The organism is Deinococcus aestuarii, assembly GCF_018863415.1.
In the GTDB taxonomy this organism is placed as follows: domain Bacteria; phylum Deinococcota; class Deinococci; order Deinococcales; family Deinococcaceae; genus Deinococcus; species Deinococcus aestuarii.
In genome coordinates this window covers 133,587-156,264 of record NZ_JAHKSN010000009.1, presented here as the reverse complement: position 1 = coordinate 156,264, position 22,678 = coordinate 133,587, and the positions used below count along the sequence as shown (strand labels likewise).

General features: G+C 72.2%; 12 protein-coding genes. 1 reads left to right on the top strand and 11 read right to left on the bottom strand.

What is annotated here, in order from left to right; all coding sequences use genetic code 11:
* Nucleotides 1-60: 60 nt before the first annotated feature.
* From IC605_RS12835 to IC605_RS12815, 5 genes are all read right to left on the bottom strand, one after another.
* Entirely contained in the window at nt 61-2,361 is a 2,301-nt protein-coding gene (locus IC605_RS12835; protein ID WP_216324517.1) for a hypothetical protein, read from the bottom strand.
* A gap of 308 nt (nt 2,362-2,669) precedes the next feature.
* Complete coding sequence (locus IC605_RS12830; protein WP_216324515.1) at nt 2,670-4,910, bottom strand: hypothetical protein; 2,241 nt, start codon at nt 4,908-4,910, stop codon at nt 2,670-2,672.
* Nucleotides 4,897-6,066 carry a hypothetical protein gene (locus IC605_RS12825; RefSeq protein ID WP_216324512.1) on the bottom strand — a complete coding sequence of 390 codons (1,170 nt, stop codon included), beginning with the start codon at nt 6,064-6,066 and terminating at the stop codon, nt 4,897-4,899. The genes IC605_RS12830 and IC605_RS12825 overlap by 14 nt, the downstream gene beginning before the upstream one ends.
* A complete protein-coding gene (locus tag IC605_RS12820; RefSeq protein ID WP_216324509.1) occupies nt 6,063-7,838 on the bottom strand; it encodes a hypothetical protein in 1,776 nt (591 codons plus the stop codon). Before IC605_RS12820 ends, IC605_RS12825 begins: the two co-directional genes overlap by 4 nt.
* Before the next feature lie 6 nt (nt 7,839-7,844).
* Nucleotides 7,845-10,454, bottom strand: a complete 2,610-nt coding sequence (locus IC605_RS12815; RefSeq protein ID WP_216324506.1) for a hypothetical protein — start codon at nt 10,452-10,454, stop codon at nt 7,845-7,847.
* 201 nt (nt 10,455-10,655) lie between these two features.
* On the opposite strand from IC605_RS12815, the gene IC605_RS12810 reads away from it, so the two are divergent.
* Nucleotides 10,656-13,625, top strand: a complete 2,970-nt coding sequence (locus tag IC605_RS12810; RefSeq protein ID WP_216324503.1) for an ATP-binding protein — start codon at nt 10,656-10,658, stop codon at nt 13,623-13,625.
* Nucleotides 13,626-13,701: 76 nt separating this feature from the next.
* Here IC605_RS12810 and IC605_RS12805 read toward each other — a convergent pair whose 3' ends face one another.
* From IC605_RS12805 to IC605_RS12780, 6 genes are all read right to left on the bottom strand, one after another.
* Nucleotides 13,702-14,067: a hypothetical protein gene (locus IC605_RS12805; RefSeq protein WP_216324500.1), complete on the bottom strand. Its 366-nt coding sequence runs from the start codon at nt 14,065-14,067 to the stop codon at nt 13,702-13,704.
* Between the two features lie 121 nt (nt 14,068-14,188).
* Nucleotides 14,189-15,676: a hypothetical protein gene (locus IC605_RS12800; protein WP_216324498.1), complete on the bottom strand. Its 1,488-nt coding sequence runs from the start codon at nt 15,674-15,676 to the stop codon at nt 14,189-14,191.
* Between the two features lie 326 nt (nt 15,677-16,002).
* A complete protein-coding gene (locus IC605_RS12795; protein WP_216324495.1) occupies nt 16,003-17,004 on the bottom strand; it encodes a WD40 repeat domain-containing protein in 1,002 nt (333 codons plus the stop codon).
* 81 nt (nt 17,005-17,085) lie between these two features.
* On the bottom strand, nt 17,086-19,362 hold the full coding sequence (locus tag IC605_RS12790; RefSeq protein WP_216324493.1) for a PQQ-dependent sugar dehydrogenase: 2,277 nt from the start codon (nt 19,360-19,362) through the stop codon (nt 17,086-17,088).
* 158 nt (nt 19,363-19,520) lie between these two features.
* The gene (locus IC605_RS12785) at nt 19,521-21,416 is read right to left on the bottom strand and encodes a malectin domain-containing carbohydrate-binding protein (protein WP_216324491.1); all 1,896 of its coding nucleotides are present in this window, start codon (nt 21,414-21,416) and stop codon (nt 19,521-19,523) included.
* Nucleotides 21,417-21,544: 128 nt separating this feature from the next.
* A complete protein-coding gene (locus IC605_RS12780; protein ID WP_343216606.1) occupies nt 21,545-22,663 on the bottom strand; it encodes a glycosyltransferase in 1,119 nt (372 codons plus the stop codon).
* Nucleotides 22,664-22,678 lie beyond the last annotated feature (15 nt).

The window sequence follows — 22,678 nt, the reverse complement described above, 5'->3', positions numbered from 1 at the left end:
CGTTTGCGGTCACCCCCTCCCGGCCTCCCCCCTCAAGGGGGAGGAGTTAAAAAACGTCGCTCAGGCGGGCACCGGCACCTGCAACAGCCCGTCTCCACTCATCTGGTCGGGCACGGTGCGGTTGAGGTTGTTGACGAAGGTGTACTTGAGGTCGAAGGCGTAGCGTTGCCGCTGCGGGTCCACGTAGTCGAACTCGAAGAACTGGGGCTCGAGCGTGTTCGGCGTGAAGGTGAACTCGTCGCGGTAGCTCAGGCGGTGGTCGGCGTCGCTGTAGCGCAGGGAGACGAGAACGGACTTCAGGCGCTTTTGCCCAAAGGCGGCGGAGGCGGGCGGGCTCACCTGGATCACGCGGTGGCCGCGCATCTGCGACGAGACGATCACGCGGGGGGCGCGCGTCACCGAGCGCGGAATCTCCAGCGTCCGTCCGTCCTTGAACAGGACCGTGACCGTGTAGCTCACCTCGCGCAGCTCGGGGTTTTCCAGGTCCACCACGAAGGAGCGGGTGGCCGCCTGCGACTCGGAGAACTCGAAGGCTTCGGCCTGCTGCACGCCGTTCGCCCGGTCCTCGTACAGCAGGTCCACGAAGGCGCGGTCCACCTCCGACCAGCGGAAGTTGGGCACGACGGCGAGGACGTGTTTGCGCGGGTTGGGATCGCGGATGATGATCTGGTCGTCGGTGGAGGAGGTCCACTCGCCGATCTCGTCGCGCCCGTCCGCCGCCCGGCAGATGATCTGGGAGAGGAAACCCGCCCTCTCCGGGTCGCGGATGAAGCGCTGCCAGCGGTCCTCCGTCTTGTCCTCGCGCAGCAGGAAGGTGTCGGACTGGCGGATGCCGTTCGGCGCGTCCGTGTAGCGCAAGTGGACCTCGACCACCGGGTAGCGCTCCCACGGGAAGTTCAGCGCGACGATGGGCACGCTGCCCAGGGTGTAGAGGCCGTCCGCGCGGGGGTCGATCTCCAGGTTGTCACCCTCGAAGGTGAAGAGCTTGGAGGTCAACTGGGCCGGGCGTTCGCCGCCGTCCGTGGACTTGAAGTTGACCGTGTACTCGGCCTCCACCTCGCGGATCATGGAGCCGTCCCGACGCACGACGCTCGCCCAGTCGAGTTCGGCGGTCGGCTTGCTGGCGTCCAGCAGCACGTTCTTGAGCTGGCCGCCGTAGCGCAGCCGCACGTTGACCGAGTTGATCCCGTCCGCCGCGAAGTCCGTCCTCCCCACGATCTTCACGCGCCGCCGCTCGAACCACGGGTCGTCGAGGTCCACCCCGAGGATGAACTTCTCCGGGTCCAGCCCCTCGCGGGTGAGGGTGCGGAAGATGCCGCTGAGGTGCCCCTGCGGATAGATCGAACGCTTGACGGTGGTGCGCTCGCTGATGGAGATGTTCAGGGACTTGCGGTCGATGCGCGTGTAGTCGAGGCGGCTGTAGCTGAACAGCGCATCGGCCCCACCCGCCGGTCCCTGCGAGAGGCGGTCGAGGAAGTCCGACGCCCGGTCCCAGCCGTCGCGCTTCTCCTCGTAGGGGTTGAGGGACGGCGTGAAGAAGGCGTCGGTGATCATGTCCCGCACCTGGTCGAGCGCCTGGTCGCGGCGGCCCGACACGCCGTCCTCGTCGCCCTCGGGGATGAAGGTGTCGGCCTCCAGCACGATCACCCGCTTGTCGATCAGCTCGTCCACCACCTTGTCGATGTCGGCCTGGAAGAAGAGGGCGTCCACCCCGAAGTGTTCCTCGAAGTGGTGCTGGGTCCGCTCCCAGTCCACCGAGAGCCGCACGTTGTAGGCGGGCCGCAGCGCGAGGTAGTCGAGCCAGTACACGACCCCGATGGGCGACATCTCGCCCTTCATCGCCTGTTCGAGGACCGTCACGCCCTCCTGGTCGAGCTGCACCGAGAAGGCCGCCTGGTTGTCCCCGTACAGCGAGGGCTTGGCATGGTGGTCGATCTTGAGGACGAACTGGGGGCCGGTCGGCGTGGCCGGATTCGGGGTCGGGCCGGGAGTGGGATTCGGCGGCGTCGGCGCGGGCGACTGCTTGCCGAACAGCATCATCTTCACGCTGCCGTCTTCGAGCAGGACGGGCGAGAGGCGCGGGTCTTCGGTCAGGTGCTCCTGGCTCCGCAACTCGCGCCGCACCTCCTCCAGCGTCTCCCCCGGCACGCCGAGGTTCACGTCGAAGTTCAGGAAGCCGCCGTTCCCGGCCCGCCCCCGGAACTTGATGAGCTGGAACTGCGGGATGCGCTGGCCGCCCTCTTCCGTCAACATCGTCAGGCGCGGCGCGGCGGGCAGGAAGTAGAACTGGCGGGGGTCCTCGTGGTCGCGGAAGACGGTGACGCCATTAATGAGGTAGTAGGGGGGTTTGAGGTAGAGCATGGGGACCTCCGGGGGAGGGGGACGAGGTTGGGGGTGGGGAGAGCGTTAGGGGTGGTCACACGCCCCCTCACCCCGGCCCTCTCCCGCGAGGGGAGAGGGAGAACAACACTGGGCTGCTGGTGGGGATTGGGTAGGGGTCGGGTGCTCAAAAGGGGCGCTGTCGCCTAAGCTGTGCTCCAGCCGTTGACCCTGCGGTCAGGTTGCGAAGGAGCAGAAAGCACTCGCCTAAGCCCCTTTCCTCCCTCTCCCCTCGTGGTAGAGGGCCGGGGTGAGGGGGCCCACCCGCGACCCCAACGCCCCCCTCCCCCTCAAGCAGGCAACTCCGGAATCAACGTCAGCTCGCTCGTCCGCCCGCTCGCCTTTTTCTGGCCGCTGGGCTTGAGGAAGAACATCGCCTCCCAGTCGTACTCGGTCTTCGTCTGGTCCTTGAGGTCCACCGTCCACTCCATCGGGTCGTGGTCGCCGGGGCGGAAGGTGAAATCCTTGCGCTCCTTGACACCGTTCCCGTCGTCGTAGCTCAGGGCCACCTTCACCAGCCGCACGTCGGCGCTGTCGAACATGAAGTCGGGCATCACGGTCACGGCGAGGCGGTCACGCACGCTGGGGCCCACCAGGATCGTCGGGCGGGTGTCCATCGTCTCGGGGATGGGCTCCTCGGTGCCGTCGAAGTAGCGGATGGTGCCCGTGTACTTCAGGGTGCCCGTGGACCCGGCGAGAATCGGGATGAGCCACTCCTCGGCGGGCGTGTTCGTGTCGAGCGCGATGGACTTGGCCTGGCGGTACCTGTTCGCCGTGTCCTCGTACACGAGGTCCACGAAGATGGTCTGCACCTTCTCCTTGAGGTTGCCCGTCGCCCGCACCGTCACCGAGCGCGTCTCCACGAAGGGGTCGTTGAGCACAAAGGGCCGCGCCGCGTCCGTCACCGGGCCCGTCTCGATCTCCTTGCCGCCCTCCAGCACGTACTTCACGCGGTACTCGTAGGGCTTGTCCACCGTCTCGAAGATCACCTTCTGGGTGCGGTGGGTGCGGGTCGTCTTGTCGAGGGTGAACTTCTCCTGCACCAGCGGCGTGGCGGCCCCGGCGGGGTAACGGAGGTCCACCTGGGCGAACTTCACCTGCTCGTAGTCGAGGTCGCCGCTCACCGTGTCGAGGTTGAAGATGCCGGTGTCGTCGAGGTTGATGGTGAGGTACTGGTCCTCGGTGGTCACGGGCTTGGAGCGAAAGGTCCGGCTCTGGCCCTTGTAGTTCACCTCGTAGTCGTAGGTGAACTTCTGGGAGTTGCCCTCCAGGAAGGGGTTGAACTTGGCGGTCTCGTTCGGCGTGGTGAAGCGGTAGTCGTAGATTTCCTTGCCGCCGTTCGCCTTGGGGTACTCGACGTGCAGCTCGACGCTGTGCAGCGGCAGGCCCGTGAAGTCGGCGTTGACCTGCGCGTTGATGTTGAGCTGCTTGAAGAAGGGGTCGTCGGCGTCGATCAGCAGCGAGTAGTCGGCCCACTTGATGGGCTGGCCCCGGTCGTCCTTGAGGGTGGTGAGCGTGGGCAGCGTGCCCTGCGGGGCGAGGTTCCACTCGGTCGCGGAATCCTCGCGGAACTCGTAGTGGAAGTTCTGGAACTTGCGCTGCTTGATCGTCTGATCGAAGTTGTCGAGGTCGTCGCCGCCGAGGTCTTCGAGGGTCTTGTCGAAGAGCTTCTGCGAGTCGATGGGGCCGCCGGGTCCCGCCGGGGCCGCCGCCTGCTGGGCCACCCGCGTCAGGGTGTCTTCGAGCATCCGCTGGGCCCACTCGCGCAGCTTGTCCTTGAGCTTGCGGTCGGCCTCCGGGTCGTTGAGGGCGAAGTTGGCCTCCACGCGGGCGGTGCCCGACTGGCTCTCCTTGAGGACCTCGCGCAGTTCCTCGCGGTAGTGGTCTTCCGTCCACATGCTGACCTCTAAGTCCACCGACTTCACGTAGTCGTAGAACTTGGACGAGTCGAAGTCCACCACGGCGAGGATAGGCGGCAGCTTCACCCAGAAGTGGAGGTCGTACACCACCTGCACGGCGGAGGCGCCCTGCCCCTGCATCGCCGCCTCGATCACGGTGGCGCCCTCGGGCGAGAGTTCGACCATGAAGGCGGCCACGTTGTTGCCGTACAGGGAAGGCTTGCCCGCCCCGCGCACCTTCTCGACGAGGACGCCGTTCTCCTCCAGCAGCAGCCGCACGGTGCCGCGCGTGTAGGTCAGCGTGCCGAACTGGACCTTGGGGGCCTGGCCGGGGCGGTGTTCCTCCTTGTGCTTCTTGTCGAGATCGGCCTGGAGGAGTTCGGTGAGCTTGGCAAGCTGGTCGTCGGGCACCGCGATCTCGGTGTCGAAGAAGACGAAGCCGCCGCCCTTCTTGCCGTCGGGCCGGTCCTTGGGCATCCGGTACTTGATGAACTTGAAGACGGGCTTGCCGCCCTGGAGCCGGAAGCGCGGCGTGGTCGGCAGCACGTAGTAGACGTGTTCGAGGGCGTCGTCGCGCCAGATCGTCACGTCGGGCACTTCCTTGAGCATGATCTGCTGGTCAATCCGAATCATGGTTGTCCTCCGGGTCTTTCCCGTCGTCGGGAAGCGAGAGGGCGAGGTGGGGGTCTCCCCGGCTGAAGCGGGGGAGGTCGAGGGCCGTGCCGTCTGTGCGCGTGATCTTGAGTTTCACCTCCAGCGTTCCGGCGAGGTCCGGCGCGCGGGTCACGAGCCACCAACGCTCGGTCCACGTCCCGCCGCGCAGGTACACGGTGCGTTCGTCATCCGTGCCGTCCTCGTCGGGTCGGTAGGTCACCTGGGCCCGTACCTCGCGCACGCCCTGGGAGGGGAAGCCCTCTGCGTCGAGCACCACCTCGCACAGGCCGAGGTCGGCGGGGCCCAGGTCGCAGGTGTCGCCGTCCGGCGTGAGGTGGGTGGTGTACGGCCTGCCGCCCACCGTGTAGCGGGTGGTGACCTCCACCGGACCCTTCGAGGTGCCGAGGGACGCGGGCACGAAGTCGGGCGGGCGCAGGGTGGTCGTCTCCGCGCCCCAGGTGACCGTCACGAAGGCGACCGGCATGTCGCGGGCCCGCGCCTGGACTTGGAAAGTCACGGCGGTAGGCAGGTCCGGGGCGGGGGAGACGGGTTTCGTCGGACTCACTCCGGGGGCGAAGAGCAGATGCCCCTCGGCAGACTGACCCCGGAACCAGCGCCCCACGTCCGCCTCACGCGTGACGGTCTGCCAGCGGCCGTCCTCGCCCAGCACGTCCGCCGTGTAGCGCACGCCCAGCTCCCCTTCGGTGCCGTGGACGGCGCGCAGGGCGGCGACCCGCTCCTCCTCGGCGGCGAGCGGCACGGCGAAGAGGGCCGTGTGCGGGGTGAAGCCGGAGGAGGTCGCGTGGGCGAGGTCGCGCCGGGTGCCCCCCGCGTCCCGAATCAGGAGCGTCACGTCGCGGACGCGGGCGGGGGCGGGCTGAAGGTCGATGCTCGCTGGGTCCACTTCCGGGTGCTCGGCGGCCACCCGGCGGCGCAGCCGGTCGAGCGTCGCCCCGTCCACCGTCCACCGCGCGCCGAGTTGCAGGCGGGAGGCCGTGTCCGCGAGCAGCAGCGTGAGGGCCGGGGCGCCGTTCGGGCCGAGTTCGGGCACGGGCTCGCCGGGCACGTAGAAGAAGCGCTGCGGGTCGTTCGGATCGGGGGAGACGGTGGCTTCGGTCGGGTCGGCTCGGATCATGCGGAGACCTCCTCGGTGGGGTCGGGATAGGGAAGGGCGAGCGTCACCTCGCGCGTGTCCAGGGGCGAGAGGAACGGCGACCACGCGCCGTCCGGGAGCACCCGGGAGCGGTAACGGGGGCGGAAGGGGTCGTCCACGACGTAGGACCACTCGGCCTCGGGTCGGTCGCGGCGCAGATGCAGGTGGGTGGGCGGGCCTCCCGCCTCGGGCTCGACTTCCACGTCCAGGCCCGGCGCATCGCCCGTCGGCACCCAGACGAAACGCACCGTCTGCGCCCCGAACCCCGGCAGGTGCCAGAGGGTGACGAGCCGCTCGCCCACGTCGAGTGCGGGGAGGTCGAGGGGGGCGCCACCCGTCGGCGACTCGGCCCTCAACCTCAAAGAGGGCTCCGCCGCTACCGGCACGGCCACGCACACCTCCGGTCGGGCACGCTCCAGCCGGACGGGGACGTGGTGTTCCCCATCGCCCTCCGTCCAGACCACGGTGCCCGTCAACACCGCCCGTTCGAGGAGTGCGGGCTCGGCGGCGAGGGGGTAGAACTGCGCGGGCAACTCCGCCACGCCGAGTTCGAGGGTCTCGCCCGTCCCGGTGAGGGGCGGGCCCGTCAGCACGCGGGTCGTTGGCCTGGACCCGGCGAGGCTCGACAGCAGGAGGTAGGGGCGGGCCGTGTAGGTCAGGGGCTCACCGGGTGCGAGGCGCAGGGTCGTTCCTGCCGTGTCGCGGGGCGGCTCCAGCACCAGCGTCGTCTGGACGGGTTGCGGCCTCGCGGGGGGCCGGGGCGGCACCATGATGTGGACGCCGACCTGCGGCACATTCACCCGCCCCCCCGGCAGGTTGCCGACCGCCTCCAGTCCCACGAAGCCCAGCGGCACGGGCGGCGCCGTCGTCAGGGTGACGAGCCGATCCGGGTCCAGTCCCCCGGCCCGCAGCACGTCGAGGGGCCGCCACTCCAGCGCCACGGGCCGCCACGTCTCCGTCACGTCGTCGAGACGCCAGGTCATCTCGCCGGGTGGGGGCTCGTCGAAGGTCAGGGCGGGGGAGAGGTCGCCGCCTTCCGGCAGGGCCAGCCGGGCGAAGCGCGCGAGGCAGCGGTCGAGGAGGGCGGCCCAGGGCGCAGGGTCGCCTGCTCCCTGGGAACGCCAGCGCCACGGCCGACCGTCCCAGGGTTCGCGGATGAAGGCTTGCAGGGCCTCGTAGGTGGTGCGGCCCCGCTCGTCGCGCACGCCGGAGAGGGCCCGCACGAGGGCCTGGGGATCGAAGGTGACCTGTCCGGGACCCCGCGCCGCCACCCCCCGCAGCGCCAGCACGACGTTCGCTGCGAGGGCCAGGGTGCCCCCCGTGAGCGCCCCGCGCAGCACCGCGCCCGCCTCCGCGCTCAGTCGCCACGTCACCCGCGCCCGCCCCAGGCCGTTCCAGGCGAGGGGCACACTCAGCGTCTCGCTCAACCCCGCCCCGGAAAGAGGCAGGGAGAGCCGCAGGTACCCGGACGACGGCAGGAGCGGCGCGAGGAGGGACACCGGGACGCCCAGTCGCTCCCCCGCGCCCGCGAGGTCGTACGTCGCCTCCAGCCGCAGGTCGAGCCGGGCCGAGGTGCGGGCGAACGGGCCGGGGGCGCGCAGCAGGGCCAGCCGGAAGTCGGGCAGACCGCCCTCGCCGGGGGCGAAGGCCACGCCGCGCGGGGTGACCCAGTGCGGCCCCGCGCCGCCGTGGGTGGGGTACACGAGGCACCCCTCCCCCTGGGTCTCGAACTGGAAGTCGGGCCGCATCGTCATCCGTCCTCAGCCGAGCCCGACGCTCAGGAGGTCGGTGGAGGCCGCCTTCCACTCGCCGGGCTGGCCGGGGCCGTCGGTGTAGACGGGGAGCACCCGGTAGCGGTACTCGCCCGGGGGGCGGCCCAGCAGCAGGTCGAGCAGGGGGTACATCACGGTCGCCTCGCCCCGCACGAGGAGCACGCCGGGGTCGGCGGGGCGCAGCAGCTCCGCCGTGTCCCCGCCCTCGAAGTGGACGTGGACGGCGAGGAGCCGCCGCCCGGGGTGCGCGGGGTCGGGCGGCGCGGCGAACACGTCGGCCGGGACCTCGGCGGTGACCGTGCGCCCGAAGGTCCGCACGACGCCGACGAGCATGCCCTGGGTGATCCGCTCCAGGTCGGGCACCGCGCGCACCCGGTCGGTGTCGACCACGGGCACGTAGTCCGCCAGCGGCACGTCGGCGACGGGCTTGAGCAGCCCCCGCGCCTCGTCCCCGGGCGCGAGGAGGTCCGCGAGGGCGACGAACTTCTCCCAGCGTGCCGGGCGCAGGCCCTCCTCCGGGGCCTTCAGCGACGCGACGAAGGGGGTGGGCTGCCCCAGGCGCAGCGGGCTTTCAAGGGCGTTGATCAGCCGCACCCGGTAGCCGCCCGAATCGGGGTCGGGTTCCGCCGTCACCACGACGCACTCGCCCACGGTGTCGTCCAGGCGCAAGGCGACGGGCACCTCCTCGGCGGGGAGGCCGCCGACCTCCGCGCGCAGCTTGCCGCCCAGGCTGACCGGGAGGGCGCCCGTCAGCTCGTCCCAGACCCGCGCGAACGCCGCGCCCTCCAGCTCCACCGTTCCCCGCAGTTCGCCGAGGTTGGTGGTCTGGACGCCGCCTTTCGTGTACAGCCCCGCGTCGACAGGCACGAAGCTCACCTGGGAGGTGTGGAAGGGCTCCAGCCGCACCGGCCCCGGATGTCCCGCCGGGAGGTGTCGCGCGAGCCCCACACGGGCGCCTTCCAGCCGGTCGAGATCGAACGTAGGCCGCGCCGCGAAGGTCAGGCGGTAGCGGTCCGGGGCGAGGCATTCGAGGGTGAGCCGGGGCCGCCGGGGCGGGTCGGCCTCCCGCGCGAGCTTGAAGCTGTCGGGCAGGGCGTAGAACACCTCGTGGCGCACCTCGTCCTGGTAGTAGCGGTGGGAGGCGCCGCCGAAGGGGACGGTCCGGGGAATCAGGCTGCCCCCGCCCCCGGTCGGCGTGCCCAGCCCGGGAAAGACGTAGGCGTGCAGGCCGGGGTGGAAGAGCAGCGCCTCCTCGCCCGTGAGCGCGCGCTCCACCACCTCGAAGAGGTCGAGGGGCGGCAGCGCCACCGTGGCCGAGCGGGCCGAGAGACCGGCGCGGCGGTCCACGAGTTCGACGCTGACCCCGGCGGGCCGCCCCCCCGCGCGCACGGCCACCCACAGCCCCTCCAGGTCCCGCGCCCGCCCCAGCGCGCAGAAGCCGTAGAGCCGCGTGTTGCCCGCGTCGAAGATGTCCACCCAGGTCCGCGCCGAGTTGGCGTTCGCCCCGCAGGGCGGCAGGTCGGGTGCGGGCGCGAAGAGGTCGTCCCCGTACTCGGCGGCGTTCGTCACCCGCAGGGGGTAGCGGGCCCAGGGTTCGCCCCCCTGGTCGAAGACCTCGGGCTCGCCCACCGTGAGCTGCGGCGTCGCCAGCACGGAGTTCACGATCAGGGGTGGGATGCGGTCGGGCCGCACGAGAAGGTCGGAGAGGTCGGGCCTGGGCCGCACATGGAGAGGCTGGAGCGGGGTCAATCCGGTGACCGCCCGTGCTCGGGCCAGGCCGGGGCCGACCCCACGCCCCGCGAGCCGCGCGACCACCGGGACCGGGAGGTGGTCGCGCGTGGCCGAGTCCTCGTCGAGGGCCCCTCCCCTCCACCTGCGCGGGGGGAGGCGGGGGCCCGGTTCCTCGGCGAAGAGTCCCCCCCTCCACCGGCGCGAGGGGAAGCGCGGGCCCGGGTCCTCGTCGAAGGCGCCCCCCTTCCACTTGCGCGGGCGGACCACGGGCGCGGGTTCGTCGGGCACCCGCACGGCCACCCGCACCCCGCGCGTGACGATCAAGGTGGCCTTGCCCTCGGGCGTCGTCAGCGCCGTGTACAGCTCGTCGCGCTCGGGCAGGGTGCCCACGGTGAGGGCGAGGCCCAGCGTGCCGTCGGGGTTCTCGCCCCGCTCGGTGAAGGGCCGCTCGCGCAGCACACCGCCCCGCTCCCAGCGCAGCCCCGCCAGGACGGTGTGGTCAAGTACCCGGGCGTCCGCCGGGAGGGCGCCCAGCTCGGGGGCCGCGTACCGCCGCAGCGTGAGGTCGAGCCGCCACCCGCCGCCCTGCGCCGCCAGCCGCGCCTGGTAGTGCGGCCCCCCCGAGGTCTCCTCGGTCGCCAGCGCGTAGCGGGGCAGCCAGAAGCGCGCCGCCGGGTTCACCGGGTCCTCGAAGAGCACGGTATCCACCACGTCCGGCCCCGGCGTCACGGGGACGGGCAGCCCGGCGCGGGGCCGACCCCGGGTGGACGTGGGGCGGGGGGTGAGGTCGGCGACCTGCCCCAGCAGCGCGGAGACAGAGAGGGTGGTGTCGAGCTGGGCCAGCTTGAACCGGGTCAGGGCGGTCATGGGGTCTCCTCCGGGGGCGGGGGGCGGGCACGGCACGGGGGGCGGGGCGCGGCGATCACCCCGAGCCGCGCCTCCCTGGGGGCGAACAACCGTGCGCCCACGTTGCCCGCCTCCCCGTGTCCCGGGCGTGACCTGGGCTGTCACGTCGGCGGCTGTCACATTGGCGGATGTCACATCGGCTACAAAGGGCTACGATGGGGCATGTTGTGCACCCTGGGAGGACTCAGGCTGCAAGACAGCCCCCGGCAACAGCCCAAACTCCTGCTGTTGCTGGCCTACCTGTCCCTCGAAGGCCCCAAGGAGCGGGCGCACCTCCACCACCTCTTCTGGCCCAACGCCGCCGACGCCGCCAACAGCCTGCGGGTGGCCCTCAGGCGCCTGCGGGCGGGGGCGCCGGACACCTTCACGGCCCAGGGGGCGCGGGTCGCCGCCTGCGTGCCCACCGACGCCCACGAGCTGCTCGCGGCCTCCGAGGCGGGGCAGCCCGAGCGGGTGGTCGAGCTGTACCGGGGCCGCTTCCTGGAGGGCCTCGACCTCGAGGACCCCAGTGCCGAGCTGGAGGAGTGGGTCTACCGCACCCGCGAGGTTCTCGCCGCGCGGGTGCGGGTCGCCCTCCTCGCGCTGGGGGAGGCGGCCGCCTCACGCGGGCAGGGGGGCCTCGCCGTGCGCCACGCCGAGACCGCCTACCTGCTGCCCGGCGCCCCCGAGCCGGAGGCCGAGGAGCTGCGGCGGCTGTACCTGCTGCTGCGGCCCGGTCACAGCCCCTACGCGGCGGAGGTGCGGCGCGAGGCCGAGCGCTACGGGGTCGCCCTTCCCCAGCCCGAGGAGGCGAGGCGGGCGGTCCCCCGGCCGGAGACGGTCCCCTCCCCCCTTCCCGCGCTGCCCCCCGTTCGCTCCCAGCTTCCGACCTTCGGCACCTCCTTCGTGGGCCGCGAGGACGAGGTGCGCGAGATAGAGCGCCTGATGCTTGACCCCGCGTGCCGCCTCCTGACGGTGGTGGGCCTGGGCGGCATGGGCAAGACGCGCCTCGCGGTGCAGGCGGCGGGCACCCTGCGCGAGAGCGGCGCCTTCCCGGGCGGGGTGATCTGCGTGAACCTCGCTCCGGTGACGAACCCCGCCAACCTGATCTCCGCCGTCGCGGAGGCGCTGGGGCTCTCCCTGCAAGGCCCCGAGGAGCCCTTCCGGCAGGTGGCGCGGCTACTCGCCCCGCTGCGGCTGCTGCTCGTGCTCGACAACTTCGAGCATCTCGTCGGGATGACCGGGGGGCTCGTGACGCTGCTCGAAGCCTGCCCGCACCTCAAGCTCCTCGTCACGTCGCGCGAGCGGCTCAACGTGCAGGAGGAATGGGTGCTGCCGCTGGAAGGGCTCTGTCCCACGGGCCGCCCCGCGCCCGGTGAGGACCACCCCGGGGTGCAGCTCTTCACCGTGCGGGCGCGGCGCGGCGGCCTGCGTTTCACCCTGACGCCACAGACCCTGCCCGACGTGCTGGAGCTGTGCCGCCTCGTCCACGGCTCGCCCCTCGCCATCGAGCTCGCCGCCACCTGGACGCGGGTGCTGCCGGTGGGGGAGGTGCTGGCCGAACTGCGGCGCAGCCTCGACTTTCTGGTGGACGTGGGGGGGCGCGGCCCGGCGCGGCACGCCAGCCTGCGGGCGGTGTTCGAGCACTCGTGGCGGCTGCTCGGTGAACGCGAACAGGGGGTGCTCGCGCGGCTCTCGGTCTTCCGCAGCCCCTTCCGGCGCGAGGCCGCCGCCGAGGTCGCCGGGGCCTCGCTGCCTCTCCTCGCCGCGCTGATGGACAAGTCGCTGCTGCTCGCCGTCCCCGGGGGCCGCTACGGGCGCCACCCCCTGCTGTACGACTACACCGCCGAGAAGCTCGCGGAACGACCTGCCGAGCAGGCCGAGGTGCAGGAGGCGCACGCCCGCTATTTCCTGCGGCTGCTCGCCGGGTCGGAGGGAACCCTCGCCGGGCCGGGGCAGCGCGCGGCCCTGCGTGACCTGGAAGCCGACTTCGAGAACCTGCGCGCTGCCTGGGACTGGGCCGCCGCCGGGGGCGAGTTCACTGCCCTGCGAGGGGCCGCCCGCGTGCTGCAAGTCTTCTTCGCCCGCACGGGCCGCTACCGCGAGGGCATCGAGTTCCTGGGCCAGACCGCCGCGCACCTGGGCGCCGACCCGGCGGCGGACCCGGTGACGCTGGGCGAACTGCTGATCCACCAGGCCGAGCTGGCCCTGAGCCTGGGGGCCCTCCCCGAGGCGGGAACCCTGGTCGAGCGCGGCCTGCACCTCGTCGGGGACGCCTCGGGCTGGGCTACGGTGGCGGGGTTGCGTGCCCTCGGCGTGATCGAGCGGCGGCGCGGGCGGTACGCCGAGGCCAGGGGGTACTGGGAACGGGCGCTTGAACTCGCCGAGGCGGCGCACGACCCGGCAGCGGCCCACCTCTGGAACCTGCGGGGAATAGCCGAGCAGTGGCTGGGTCACCACAAGGAGGCGGAGCACTGCTACGAAAGGGCCCTGCACCTCAGCCGCGAGCGCGGCCACCTGACGGAGACGGCGCGGGTGCTCAACAACCTGGGGGGGCTGCTGATCTTCTGTGGCCGTCTGGAAGAGGCCCGGGCAGTGTTGGAGCAGGGCCTGGAGACCGCCCGCGAACTCGTGTCCCCGCTGGAGATCACCCACTTTCTGAACAACCTGGCCTTCGTGGCTGGCCGCCTCGGGCACTACCGCCCGGCCGAAGATTACGCGGGGGAGGCGCTGGCGCTGGCCCGGAGTACGGACCGCAGGCCCCTGGAGGCGGATGTTCTCGAAACGCTGGGCCGCATCAAGCTCGGGCAGGGACAGCTTGCTGAGGCGCACGCTCTTTTCGTGCGGAGCCTGAGCGCCGCGTGGCCCGCCCGGGAGTGGCCCGTTATGCTGCATGACCTCGAGGGGATGGCCGAGGTGAGTGCCCGTCAGCACGAGGAGGCCCAGGCGATCTTCCTCCTGCGCCTCGTCATCCGGCATCCCGCCGCCAGCGGGTGGCTCGCCACCCAGGCGAGGGAGGCCCTGGCACAACTCGTCACGTCCGTGCCGGAGGCGCAAGCGGGCACCGAGGAGGACAACGTGGAAAAGCAACTCCTGACGGCCGTGCAGGAGATCATCTCCCGGCCAGAGGAACGAGGAGCTTTCCTGCACTGAGCCGGATTCCCGGAACAATCAGCGGTGGAGTCGGCCAGGCGACCCCGGCTCCCCGGCCCCGGAAAGGAGCTTGCGGTTACGGGCGCCTCGTCAACTCCAGTTGGAAGGTCCTGTCCGGGCGCTGTCCGCCTCCGTCTCTGGCGGCGGGCCTTCGACGGTCGATGGAGGTCACGCCGTCAGACTCGTTTCCTATGCCACCTCCGGCAGCGGGCGTTGGACGGTCGATAGAAGTCACGCCATCAGACTCGTTCCCTGTGCCACGGTGGTCTATGGAGGTCACCCCACGGTCCCCATCCCCGCCAGGCTGTCCCTGCGCGAAGAGGCGAACCTCGTAGACCTCGCCCTCGTCGAGCGTGGCGGTGAAGCGCCGCTCCTGGCCGCTCTCCAGCGCGAGGCCCGCACGAATCAGCTCCGCCAACGTCATGTTCTCGTTTCCCGGCATGGTCTTTGCTCCTGTCGTGTGGAGAGAGGGAAAGGGGTGGAGGGCGGCCGAGAGGGTCCGGCGCGGCCGGAGTGCTCCCAGAGTGACACGCGGCGGGGAGGAGAGCGCGGCCCCCCCATCCTCACGCCCACGCCGCGTCCCCCAGGCCGAACTGCGAGCCGAGGTCCCAGCGGGTGCCGTGGACCGTGCCCCGGCCCTGCACGATGGTGAGCTTGCGCGCCAGCACGTCCCCCCGCCAGCGTGGAGAGGCGGCGGCGGCCCGCTGACGGGCGATGATGTCCAGGCGCTCGACCTCCCCCAGCGGCCTGCCGAGCCGGGCCCGCTCGGCCGCCTCGGCCTCCTTGATCGCTCCCCGCGTGCGGGCGGCGATCCCGCCGTTCTGGGTGATGATGTCGAACATCAGCGCCAGGCCGCGCTCGGTGCCCAGGCCGTACTCGCGGGCGAGCCCCTTGGCCGCCTCCAGCCGGGTGCCCGCCGCCTCCAGTTGCACGTCCTGGAAGGGGGCGTGCAGCCCCAGCCGCACGAAGCGGCCTTTCCAGCGCGGCTGAAGCTGCCCGTCCGCCCCCTGGAGGCCCGCCGCGAAGGCCGCCTGCGCCGCCGGGGGGCCGGCCAGCGCCGCGCGCACCTGCGCCGTGTCCGCCCCGAAGATGTCCGCGAACGTCTGCGGGTCGCGCGCTTCCATCTCCGACAACAGGGGCGCGAGGGTGCCCTGCCCGAAATTCCATTGCAGCACCCCGAAGGACACCCCCTGCCCGTCGAAGCTCCCCGCCACGTTCGTGAAGCCGTGCTCGCCCTCGAAGGCCCCCGTGATCAGGAGCAGCTTGAGCAGCGTCAGCGCCCCCCAGTACGCCTGCGCGGTGGCCCCGTCGACGGCCTGCGGTCCCTGCTCGGGACCCCCCAGCCCCCGGCCCCGCTTGAAGGCCGATACCCCCGCGTCCGTGAGCGGCAAGGCGCCGCGCTCGCAGAACCGCCCGAGCATCCAGACCGTCTGCGCGAGCCTGCCGTCGTTGTCTCCCAGGCCGAGCAGGCGGCGGAACTGCTGGCGCCGGGGGCGCGGCAGGTGGTCGTACAGGGCGCGGGCGTAGGGATTTTCGGGGCTGGCGGGAGTCGCCGGGGCGGGCGCGTCCTCCAGCGCCTTCGCCGACACCGCCGCGACCGCCCTGGGCGGCGGCGTCCGGTCGAGCGGCGTGAGGCGCACCGGGCTGCCGGGCCAGACGGGCGTGCCCCGGTTCGCGTTGGTGTTCTCGAGGATGCACGTCACGCCGCCGACCTCCCCGACGTGCAGGGCGGTGTGGCCGAACTCGCCGAAGGGCCAGTACAGCACGTCGCCGGGGCGGGGGGCTCCCGTGTGGGTCAGGCCGAGTTCCCGCGCCGCCTGCTCGTAGTCCAGCGAGCGCCGGGTGGAGCGCCCCGCCCGGTCCGCGACGCTTCTCGCCCGCGTGGCGACCGGCCAGCCTCCCTCCCCGAGGCCCAGGGCGCCCTCCACCACCTGCCGCACGAACTGGGCGCACAGCAGCGGCTGCGTGCGCGTGTCGGCGCTCAGGCTGGCGATCACTCCGCCGCCCGCCACCCGGCGCGCCGTCTCCAACACCCTCTCCCGGTCGGTCATGCCCGTGTTCCTCCTTACCGGGCGAGCTTAGGCAGGCCCGCGTGTCCCGGGCGTGACCGGCAGGGGGCGCGGGGGCGGGGGCGGGTCACGCCGCGTGGATCGTCGGCGAAGGCCGCACAGACCGTCCCGGCGAGCGGGGGTGGCGCGAGGGGCGCGGAAATTGCCCGAACCCGCTGGGCCATCCTCCAGACGTAGAAAAGCGGACGGGAACGACCCGGGGTGGATCGTTCCCGCGACCTGCCGCATGGCTGGAGCATTGGACGAAAAGATGTGCCGAGTCCTGATCCCTCTACCAGGGGGTGAGGGATCTTTTTCCGCCCAATGCTCTAGGGCCAGTTCCAGAGGGTCACGGTGCGGTCCAGGCCACCGGCGGCGGCCAGCCGGTCGCCACGGGGGCTGAAGGCGACGCTCGTGACCGTCGCCGTGTGCCCGCGCAGGCGGCGCGTCTCCTGGCCGGTGCCGCCATTCCAGACGATCACCTGCCGGTCCTCGCCGCCCGAGGCGAGGAAGCCGCCCGGGGAGTAGGCGAGTGCGGCCACGGGTCCCGCGTGCCCGCGCAGGGTCAGCAGGGCCGCGCCGTCCGGCACCGACCACACCCGCACGCGGGCGTCCGCGCTGCCGGTGGCGAGCCGCGAGCCGTCCGGGCTGAAGGCGAGGGTGTTCACGTAGTCCCCGTGGCCGCGTAGAACCCGCACCTCCCGGCGCCCGGCCACGTCCCACAGCCGGGCGGTGTGGTCCCGGCTGGCCGAGGCCAGCAGACGGCCGTCCGGGCTGAAGGCCACGGCGCTTACCCCGTCCGTGTGGCCCAGCAGCGAGGCCAGGAGCCGCCCGCTCGCCACGTCCCAGAGCCGGGCGCTGTTGGCCGGGCCGGAGAGGGCGGAGTTGTCGCCGCTCCCGGTGGCGAGCAGGGTGGCGTCCGGGCTGAAGGCGACCGACGTGACGGAGGGGGTGCCGAGCACGAGCACCCGCCGCAGCGTGCCCGTGCCCACGTGCCACAGCCGCACCCGGCCGTCGGCCCCCGCCGAGGCGAGCAGGCGCCCGTCCGGGCTGAAGGCGAGGGCGGTCACCGCGCCGGGCTGGTGCAACGTGCGCGCCGGTCGGGCGGTGTCCGCTGACCACAACCGGACCTCGCCCTCCCCGCCCCCGGTGGCGAGCAGGATGCCACCGGGCTGGTAGGCCACCGCGCCCGCGAACACGCGGCTGACGACCAGCGTGCGCGCCATGTCCTGCATCGGTGCCGTGGGCGGGACCGACGGGGGGGTTCCCGCGCCCGCCCCGCCCGGGACCAGGGCGCAGGCCAGCACGAGGAGCGTCCGTCTGATGTTCATGGCGACCTCCCGCGGGGAGAAACCCGCGCCGCCGGGGCCGGGCGGGGCGGTGTCCCCTCCTCCCACCTTGTCCCCAAAGGCTTACTTGAGGCGCACCAGGGTGAGCTTGCCGCTGCCCGTCTGCTCGTCGAGCTGGGCCACGTAGAGGCGGCCGCTCGCGCGGTCCTCGGTGAGGTCGAGGGGGCTGGGGCTGAAGTTGGTGAGGCCGGTCACCAGGGTCTGCGACGAGGCGATGTCGCCGTTCGCGCCCGGAGTCAGGACGATGATGTCCTTGCCCGCGCTGTAGCGCACCACGAGCAGCTTGTGGCGCAGCGGCGAGCCCGGGGTCCCGGTGTATTCCTCGATCACGCCGTTGGGCGAGGCGTGCTCCCCGAAGTCGTACGCGAAGCCGCGCCAGTTGCGGTCGGGCAGGGTGCCCGCCGGGTACTCGCCCACCTCGGCCGGGTCCGCGCCCGCCGTGGGGTTGCCGCCGTTCATGACCCACTCGCAGCGCTGGGGGTTGGGATGGCCGTAGTACCCGCCCGGGGTGATGCGGAAGAGGAAGTCGTGCTGCACGCCCACGTTCGTCAGCGCGGGCACGCCGGGGCCGGAGTAGGGGCCGTCGGGGCGGTTCTGGCAGGCGGCGGGCAGGCTGGCCGGGGTGCCGGGCGTGTTGCCGCCCGCCGCCGAGCCGTTCGTGGGGACGTAGAGCTGCCCGTTGGTGTGCCACACCATGTCGTAGGCGTTGCGGATGCCGCTCGCGTAGAGGGTGAGCGGCGCGCCCGGGGCGGAGGGGTTGTACGTTCCGCCGTCTTCCGTCCGGACGTCCAGGGGCAGCGAGGAGGCGGAGAGCTTCGAGAGGTCCAGCCGCAGCAGCGCCGCGTTCAGCAGGTGCTCGGGGCGGTCGCCCCAGGCCGTGTCGGGGGCGCCCATCGCGGTGTTGCTGCCTTGCAGGATGTACAGCGCGTCCCTCTCCCCGGGACGGAACGAGACGGCATTCGTCTCGTGGTCGCGGATCGAGCGCGGCAGCCCCACCACGTAGTCCTGCACGGTCTCCAGATTGGGCCCGCTCAGGCGCGTGATCTTGCCGCTCCAGTCGGGCGCCTCGCTGCGACCGTCCCAGAAGTGGTTGTTGCTGATCCACAACACCGGGTTGTCGGCGGTGGCGGCGGGGTCGAACCTCATCCCGATGATCGTGCGCGGCCCGCCGTTCGCCGCCTGCACCGAGGTGATGACCTGCGGCGCGCCCAGGGTCCCGTCGGGCTGCACGCCGAAGCGCAGGATCTCGCCGGTCAGCGTCGCCGCGTAGAGCCTGCCGTCGGGGCCCATCTCCACCGAGGTGTAGGGCCGCGCCGGAGCGTTCGGCAACTCCACCTGCTCGAAGGCCAGGGCGCTCGGAGGAGCGCTCGCCCCCGTCACGAAGCTCAGGCTCGTGGGCAAAAAGGCCCGGCCGTCCGTGTCCTTCAGGTCGGCGGTGATCTCGAAGGTGTAGCGGGCATTGGCCTGGAGCGGCGCGTTCGGTTGCAACACCACCGCGTCGCCCCCACCCGAGGTGTTCAGCGCGGCGGGCACCCGGTTGCCCGAGGGGTCGAGCAGCCGCACCGCCGAGGGCGTGAGGCTGCCGAGGTCCACGCCGCTGTTCGGCAGGTTGAGGTCAACCGTGACGGGCGTGGTGGTCGCCACCGCCGTCTGGCCGTCCTGCGGGTGGGTGTCGCGCACGCTCGGGCGGTCGCCGGGCCGGATCAGCACGTAGTCGATCTTGGTGTTCGTGCCGCCGCGCGCGTCCACCGTGAGCCGCCCGTCTCGCACCGTGGCGCGCAGGGTGGTGGTCGCGAACTTCTGCGTCTCGCCGGGCCGGAAGGCCACGACGGCGGGTTGCCCCTCGACGTTGATCTGGTCGGTGCCGTCGGAGGTGGCGCCCGCGTCGCCGACCGCCACGGTCACGCTGTAGGTGCCGTTGGGCAGCGCGTACTCCCAGGCGGCGGGCGTCCTCACCGCCGTGGAATTGGACACGTCGGCGGGAAACTGCATGTGGATGAAGGTGTTCAGCCGCGCGTCCACCCCGGGGAGCGCCCGGTCGCGCGTGTTGGGCGTCACGTCGAGCGGCACGGGCGAGCCGCTCCCCGCGCTGGCCTCGGTGATCCAGCCGTGGCCCCGGGCCGGGTCGTAGGGGGCGCCAGTATCGGCGGTGTAACCCGTGGGCGGGGTGACCCCGGCGGGCTGGAAGTTGATCAGGGCGCCGCCCGCGGGCAGGCCGGGCACCTCGCCCTTCGGGTTCGGCGCGGAAGGCGGGGAGGAGCAGGCCGCGAGGGCGACGGCCAGCGTGAGCGCCAGACCGACGCGGGAGGGTGAACGGTGGGTCAACCGACGTTCGGGCATAGGTCTCCTTTGGCGGGCCGGGCAGCGGGAGGAGCCGCCCCCCGACCGGCCTGGTTCAGAGAGGTGGGGGCGGGCGCGGTGGACGCTTCGCCCGACGGGTGCCGATCCGGCTCTCCGGAGGTTCTGAGAGAGAGGTCCTCACCGGGCACAGGCCCGCCCTAGCGGCTGACCTCGATGCCCGAGATGTTCGTGTGGTCCACGACCGTCCTGAGCACCACCGTGAGCTTGCCGCCCTGCACCTTGACATCGTTCACGGGCAGCACGAGCGCCCGGTTCTTGCCGCCCGCCTGCGCGAAGATGTCGAAGTTCTGGCGGATGGACACGCCCTCCACGTTCACGTCGAAGACGCGCTTGCCCGCCGAATCCCAGAACAGCTCGGCGAAGTGCAGCTTGACCTGATAGGTGCCGTCGTTCAGGGGAATGTCGTAGGTCATCACCCGCCGGTCGAGGGGCGTGTCGAGCGTGTTGTGGCGGTAGGTGCGGTACAGCTCGGGGTTGTCCGTGCCCGCGATGGCGACCGAGGTGGGCGAGTTGGGCTGCGGGATGGCGTTGCCCGGCGAGTAGTAGGTGTACGTCCCGCTCTGGTCGGTGTAAGCGTAGTTGTCCGCCGTCCAGACCTCCCCGCTGGGGGCGGTGAAGGTCGGCCCCCCCACGTTCATCAAGACGGGCGCGGGCCTGAGGTTGGAGATCAGGTACAGGTTGTCGTTGTAGTCGTAGTTGATCCCCGCGTAATCCATGACCATGAAGTACGTGTTCGGGACCGGCTGCCCGGCGCTGTCCCTCACCGGCCAGAAGCGCAGGTGCTGGCCGCAGGGCCCCTTGCAGCCTGCCCGGAGGTCGGGGCCGTGGGCGTTGTAGGTGGGATCGCTCCACTCCTGGTTGTCCACCACGAGGCCGAAGGTGCCGGGGGGCGCAAAGGACCCCGCCGCCAGCCCCGCCCCGCCCTGCCCGTTCGGCAGCACCGACTGGGCCGAGGCGCCGTCGGACGTGACGACGTTCTGGGCGCTTCTGCCCCCCTTGGCGTACCAGGCGAGGGTGGCCCGGTTCCCCTGGGTGTGGTACGCGGCGAGCTGCGTGACGGTGACGGGCCGCGCCGCGTCCGCCCGCTGCCAGTAGGGCGCGATGACCTCATCGCCGTTCGGGGCGACCTCACCGTAGCGGTCGAGGGCCGGGATCACCTGCGAGTCGCCCACCGGGGTCCCGGGGTCCACGAAGTTGAAGGTGTAGCCGAAGGCCCGCCGGATCTCGTCGACGTTGGGCTCCACCCCGCTCTCGGAGAGGCTCTGCCACAGGCCCGCGAGCGTCACCGCCGCGCTGCCGCCGTCCCACACGACCGTCAACTTGCCCTCGTGCAGGTGGTTCGTGACGTTGCCCGGGCCCTCCGCCGTGAAGCGGACGGTGAGGTCGAGCGAGCCGCCCGCAGGCACCGTGAGGGGGGCCGAACCCGTGGGCGCGGGGGTCACGGTCCAGGGCCCGGTGACTGGCAGGCCGGTGACCCGGACGTCCCGGTCCCCGGGGTTGTTGAGCCGCAGGGTGACCCCATCGTGGACGCGGTTGCCGGGCGGGTTGGCGAGCGGGCCGATGCGGCTGAACACCAGCCGGTCGCTCCCCGGCACCGCGTCGAGGTTCTGGAGCTGAAGGCTCGCCGTGTTCGCCTGGCCGACGGTGGCGCTGACGGTCGCGGCCGGGGAGGCGCCGCCCGCCCTGTTCACGGCGACGACCTGGTAGACGTACGTCGCGCCCGGAGAGACGCCCGTGTCCCTGAAGGTCGTCCCGGTGATGGGTTGTGGGGTCAGGAGCGTGAACGGCCCGCCCGCCGAGGTCCCCCGCGAGACCCGGTACCCGGCCAGGTCACCCTCGGTGTTGGCCTGCCAGCTCAGGGTGACGGCCTCCGGCGTGGTGGCGGCGCTCAGGCCGGTGGGGGCGGCGGGCAGGGCGTTTCCCGGGCCGGGGCCGGGCGGTGTGACCCCCGGCCCGGGGTCCGAGCAGGCCCCCAACGCCAGGCTGAGGGCGAGCAGGAGGGCGGTGCCTTGCCATCGCGTCTTGTTGCTCATCTTGTCCTCCGGGGACAGGCCAGGGTGGTTCGGTGCAGCTTGACCTGATGGGGCCCTTCACGTAACGGGTGGGGACCCGCAGGATAAAGGCACCGCGGCAATGAGCGACCGTTGTTCTGCCCCCCCGGTCACCGCCCCCCCGCCGTGTCCAGCAGCACCCGCTCCCACTGCGGCACGATGCGCCCCGGCGCGAAGTCCCGGGCACGTCCGTAGCCCTCCCCGCGCAGCCGTTCGCGCCGCGCGGGGTCGGTGAGCAGGGCGCCCAGGGCGGCCGCGAGCGCGGGGACGTCCTCCGGCGGCACGAGCACGCCGTACCTCCCGCCCTCCAGAATCTCGCCCGGACCCGAGGGGCAGTCGAAGGCGACGACCGGCGCCCCGCACGCCAGGGCCTCGGTGACCGCGTTGGCAAAGCCCTCGTAGCGCGAGGACAGGGCGAAGACGGTCGCGTGCGCCATGAAGGGGTACGGGTTGGGCACGTAGCCCGGGAGATGCACGCTCTCCTCGACGCCCAGGCGGCGGGCCAGCGCGCGCAGGCTCTCCAGGTCGTCCCCCCTGCCCAGGATCAGCAGGTCGTGTTCCACCCCCCGGGCGCGGACCCGCGCGTGCGCCTCGATCAGGAGGTCGAAGCCCTTCTGGTAGCCCACCCGCCCCACGCCGAGCACGGTGGGGCGCTCCCGCATGAAGGCGGCCCACCCGGGCAGGGGCTCGTCCCGCAACCGCTCGACGCGGGAGAGGTCCAGGGGGTTGTAGATGACCCGCAGCCGCTCCTCCCGCAGGCCGTAGCGCTCCCGCAGGGTGACCCCGATGCCGCGTGACACGCACACGATCTGCCGCAGGTGGCGGTACACCCAGCGCGGCAGGCCGTTGTCCCACGCCGGGAACTCCGCGAGGACGCGGCTGAGGTCGTTGCGCACCCAGCCGATCACCGGGCGGCGGGTGAGCAGCCCCGCAAAGTAGGCGAGGTGGGTGGGCGTGAATTCCACCGTTGCGAGAAGCACGTCCGCCCGCCGCGCCTCCCGCAGCAGGGTGCCCCAGACCCGCGGGAGCCGGTGCCGGATGCGCTCGCCCGGCGCGAGGGCGATGTGGACGGCCACGTCGGGAGGCACCTCACCTTGCAGGTCGTTCGTGGGCTGAAGAACCCACAGCACGGGCTCGAACCGGCGGCGGTCGAGGTGGGAGGCCAGGCTCAGCGAGACACGCTCGGCCCCACGGCCCTCCAGGCTCAGGAGGAGAAACAGCACCCGCACGCGCCGTCCCTCCTT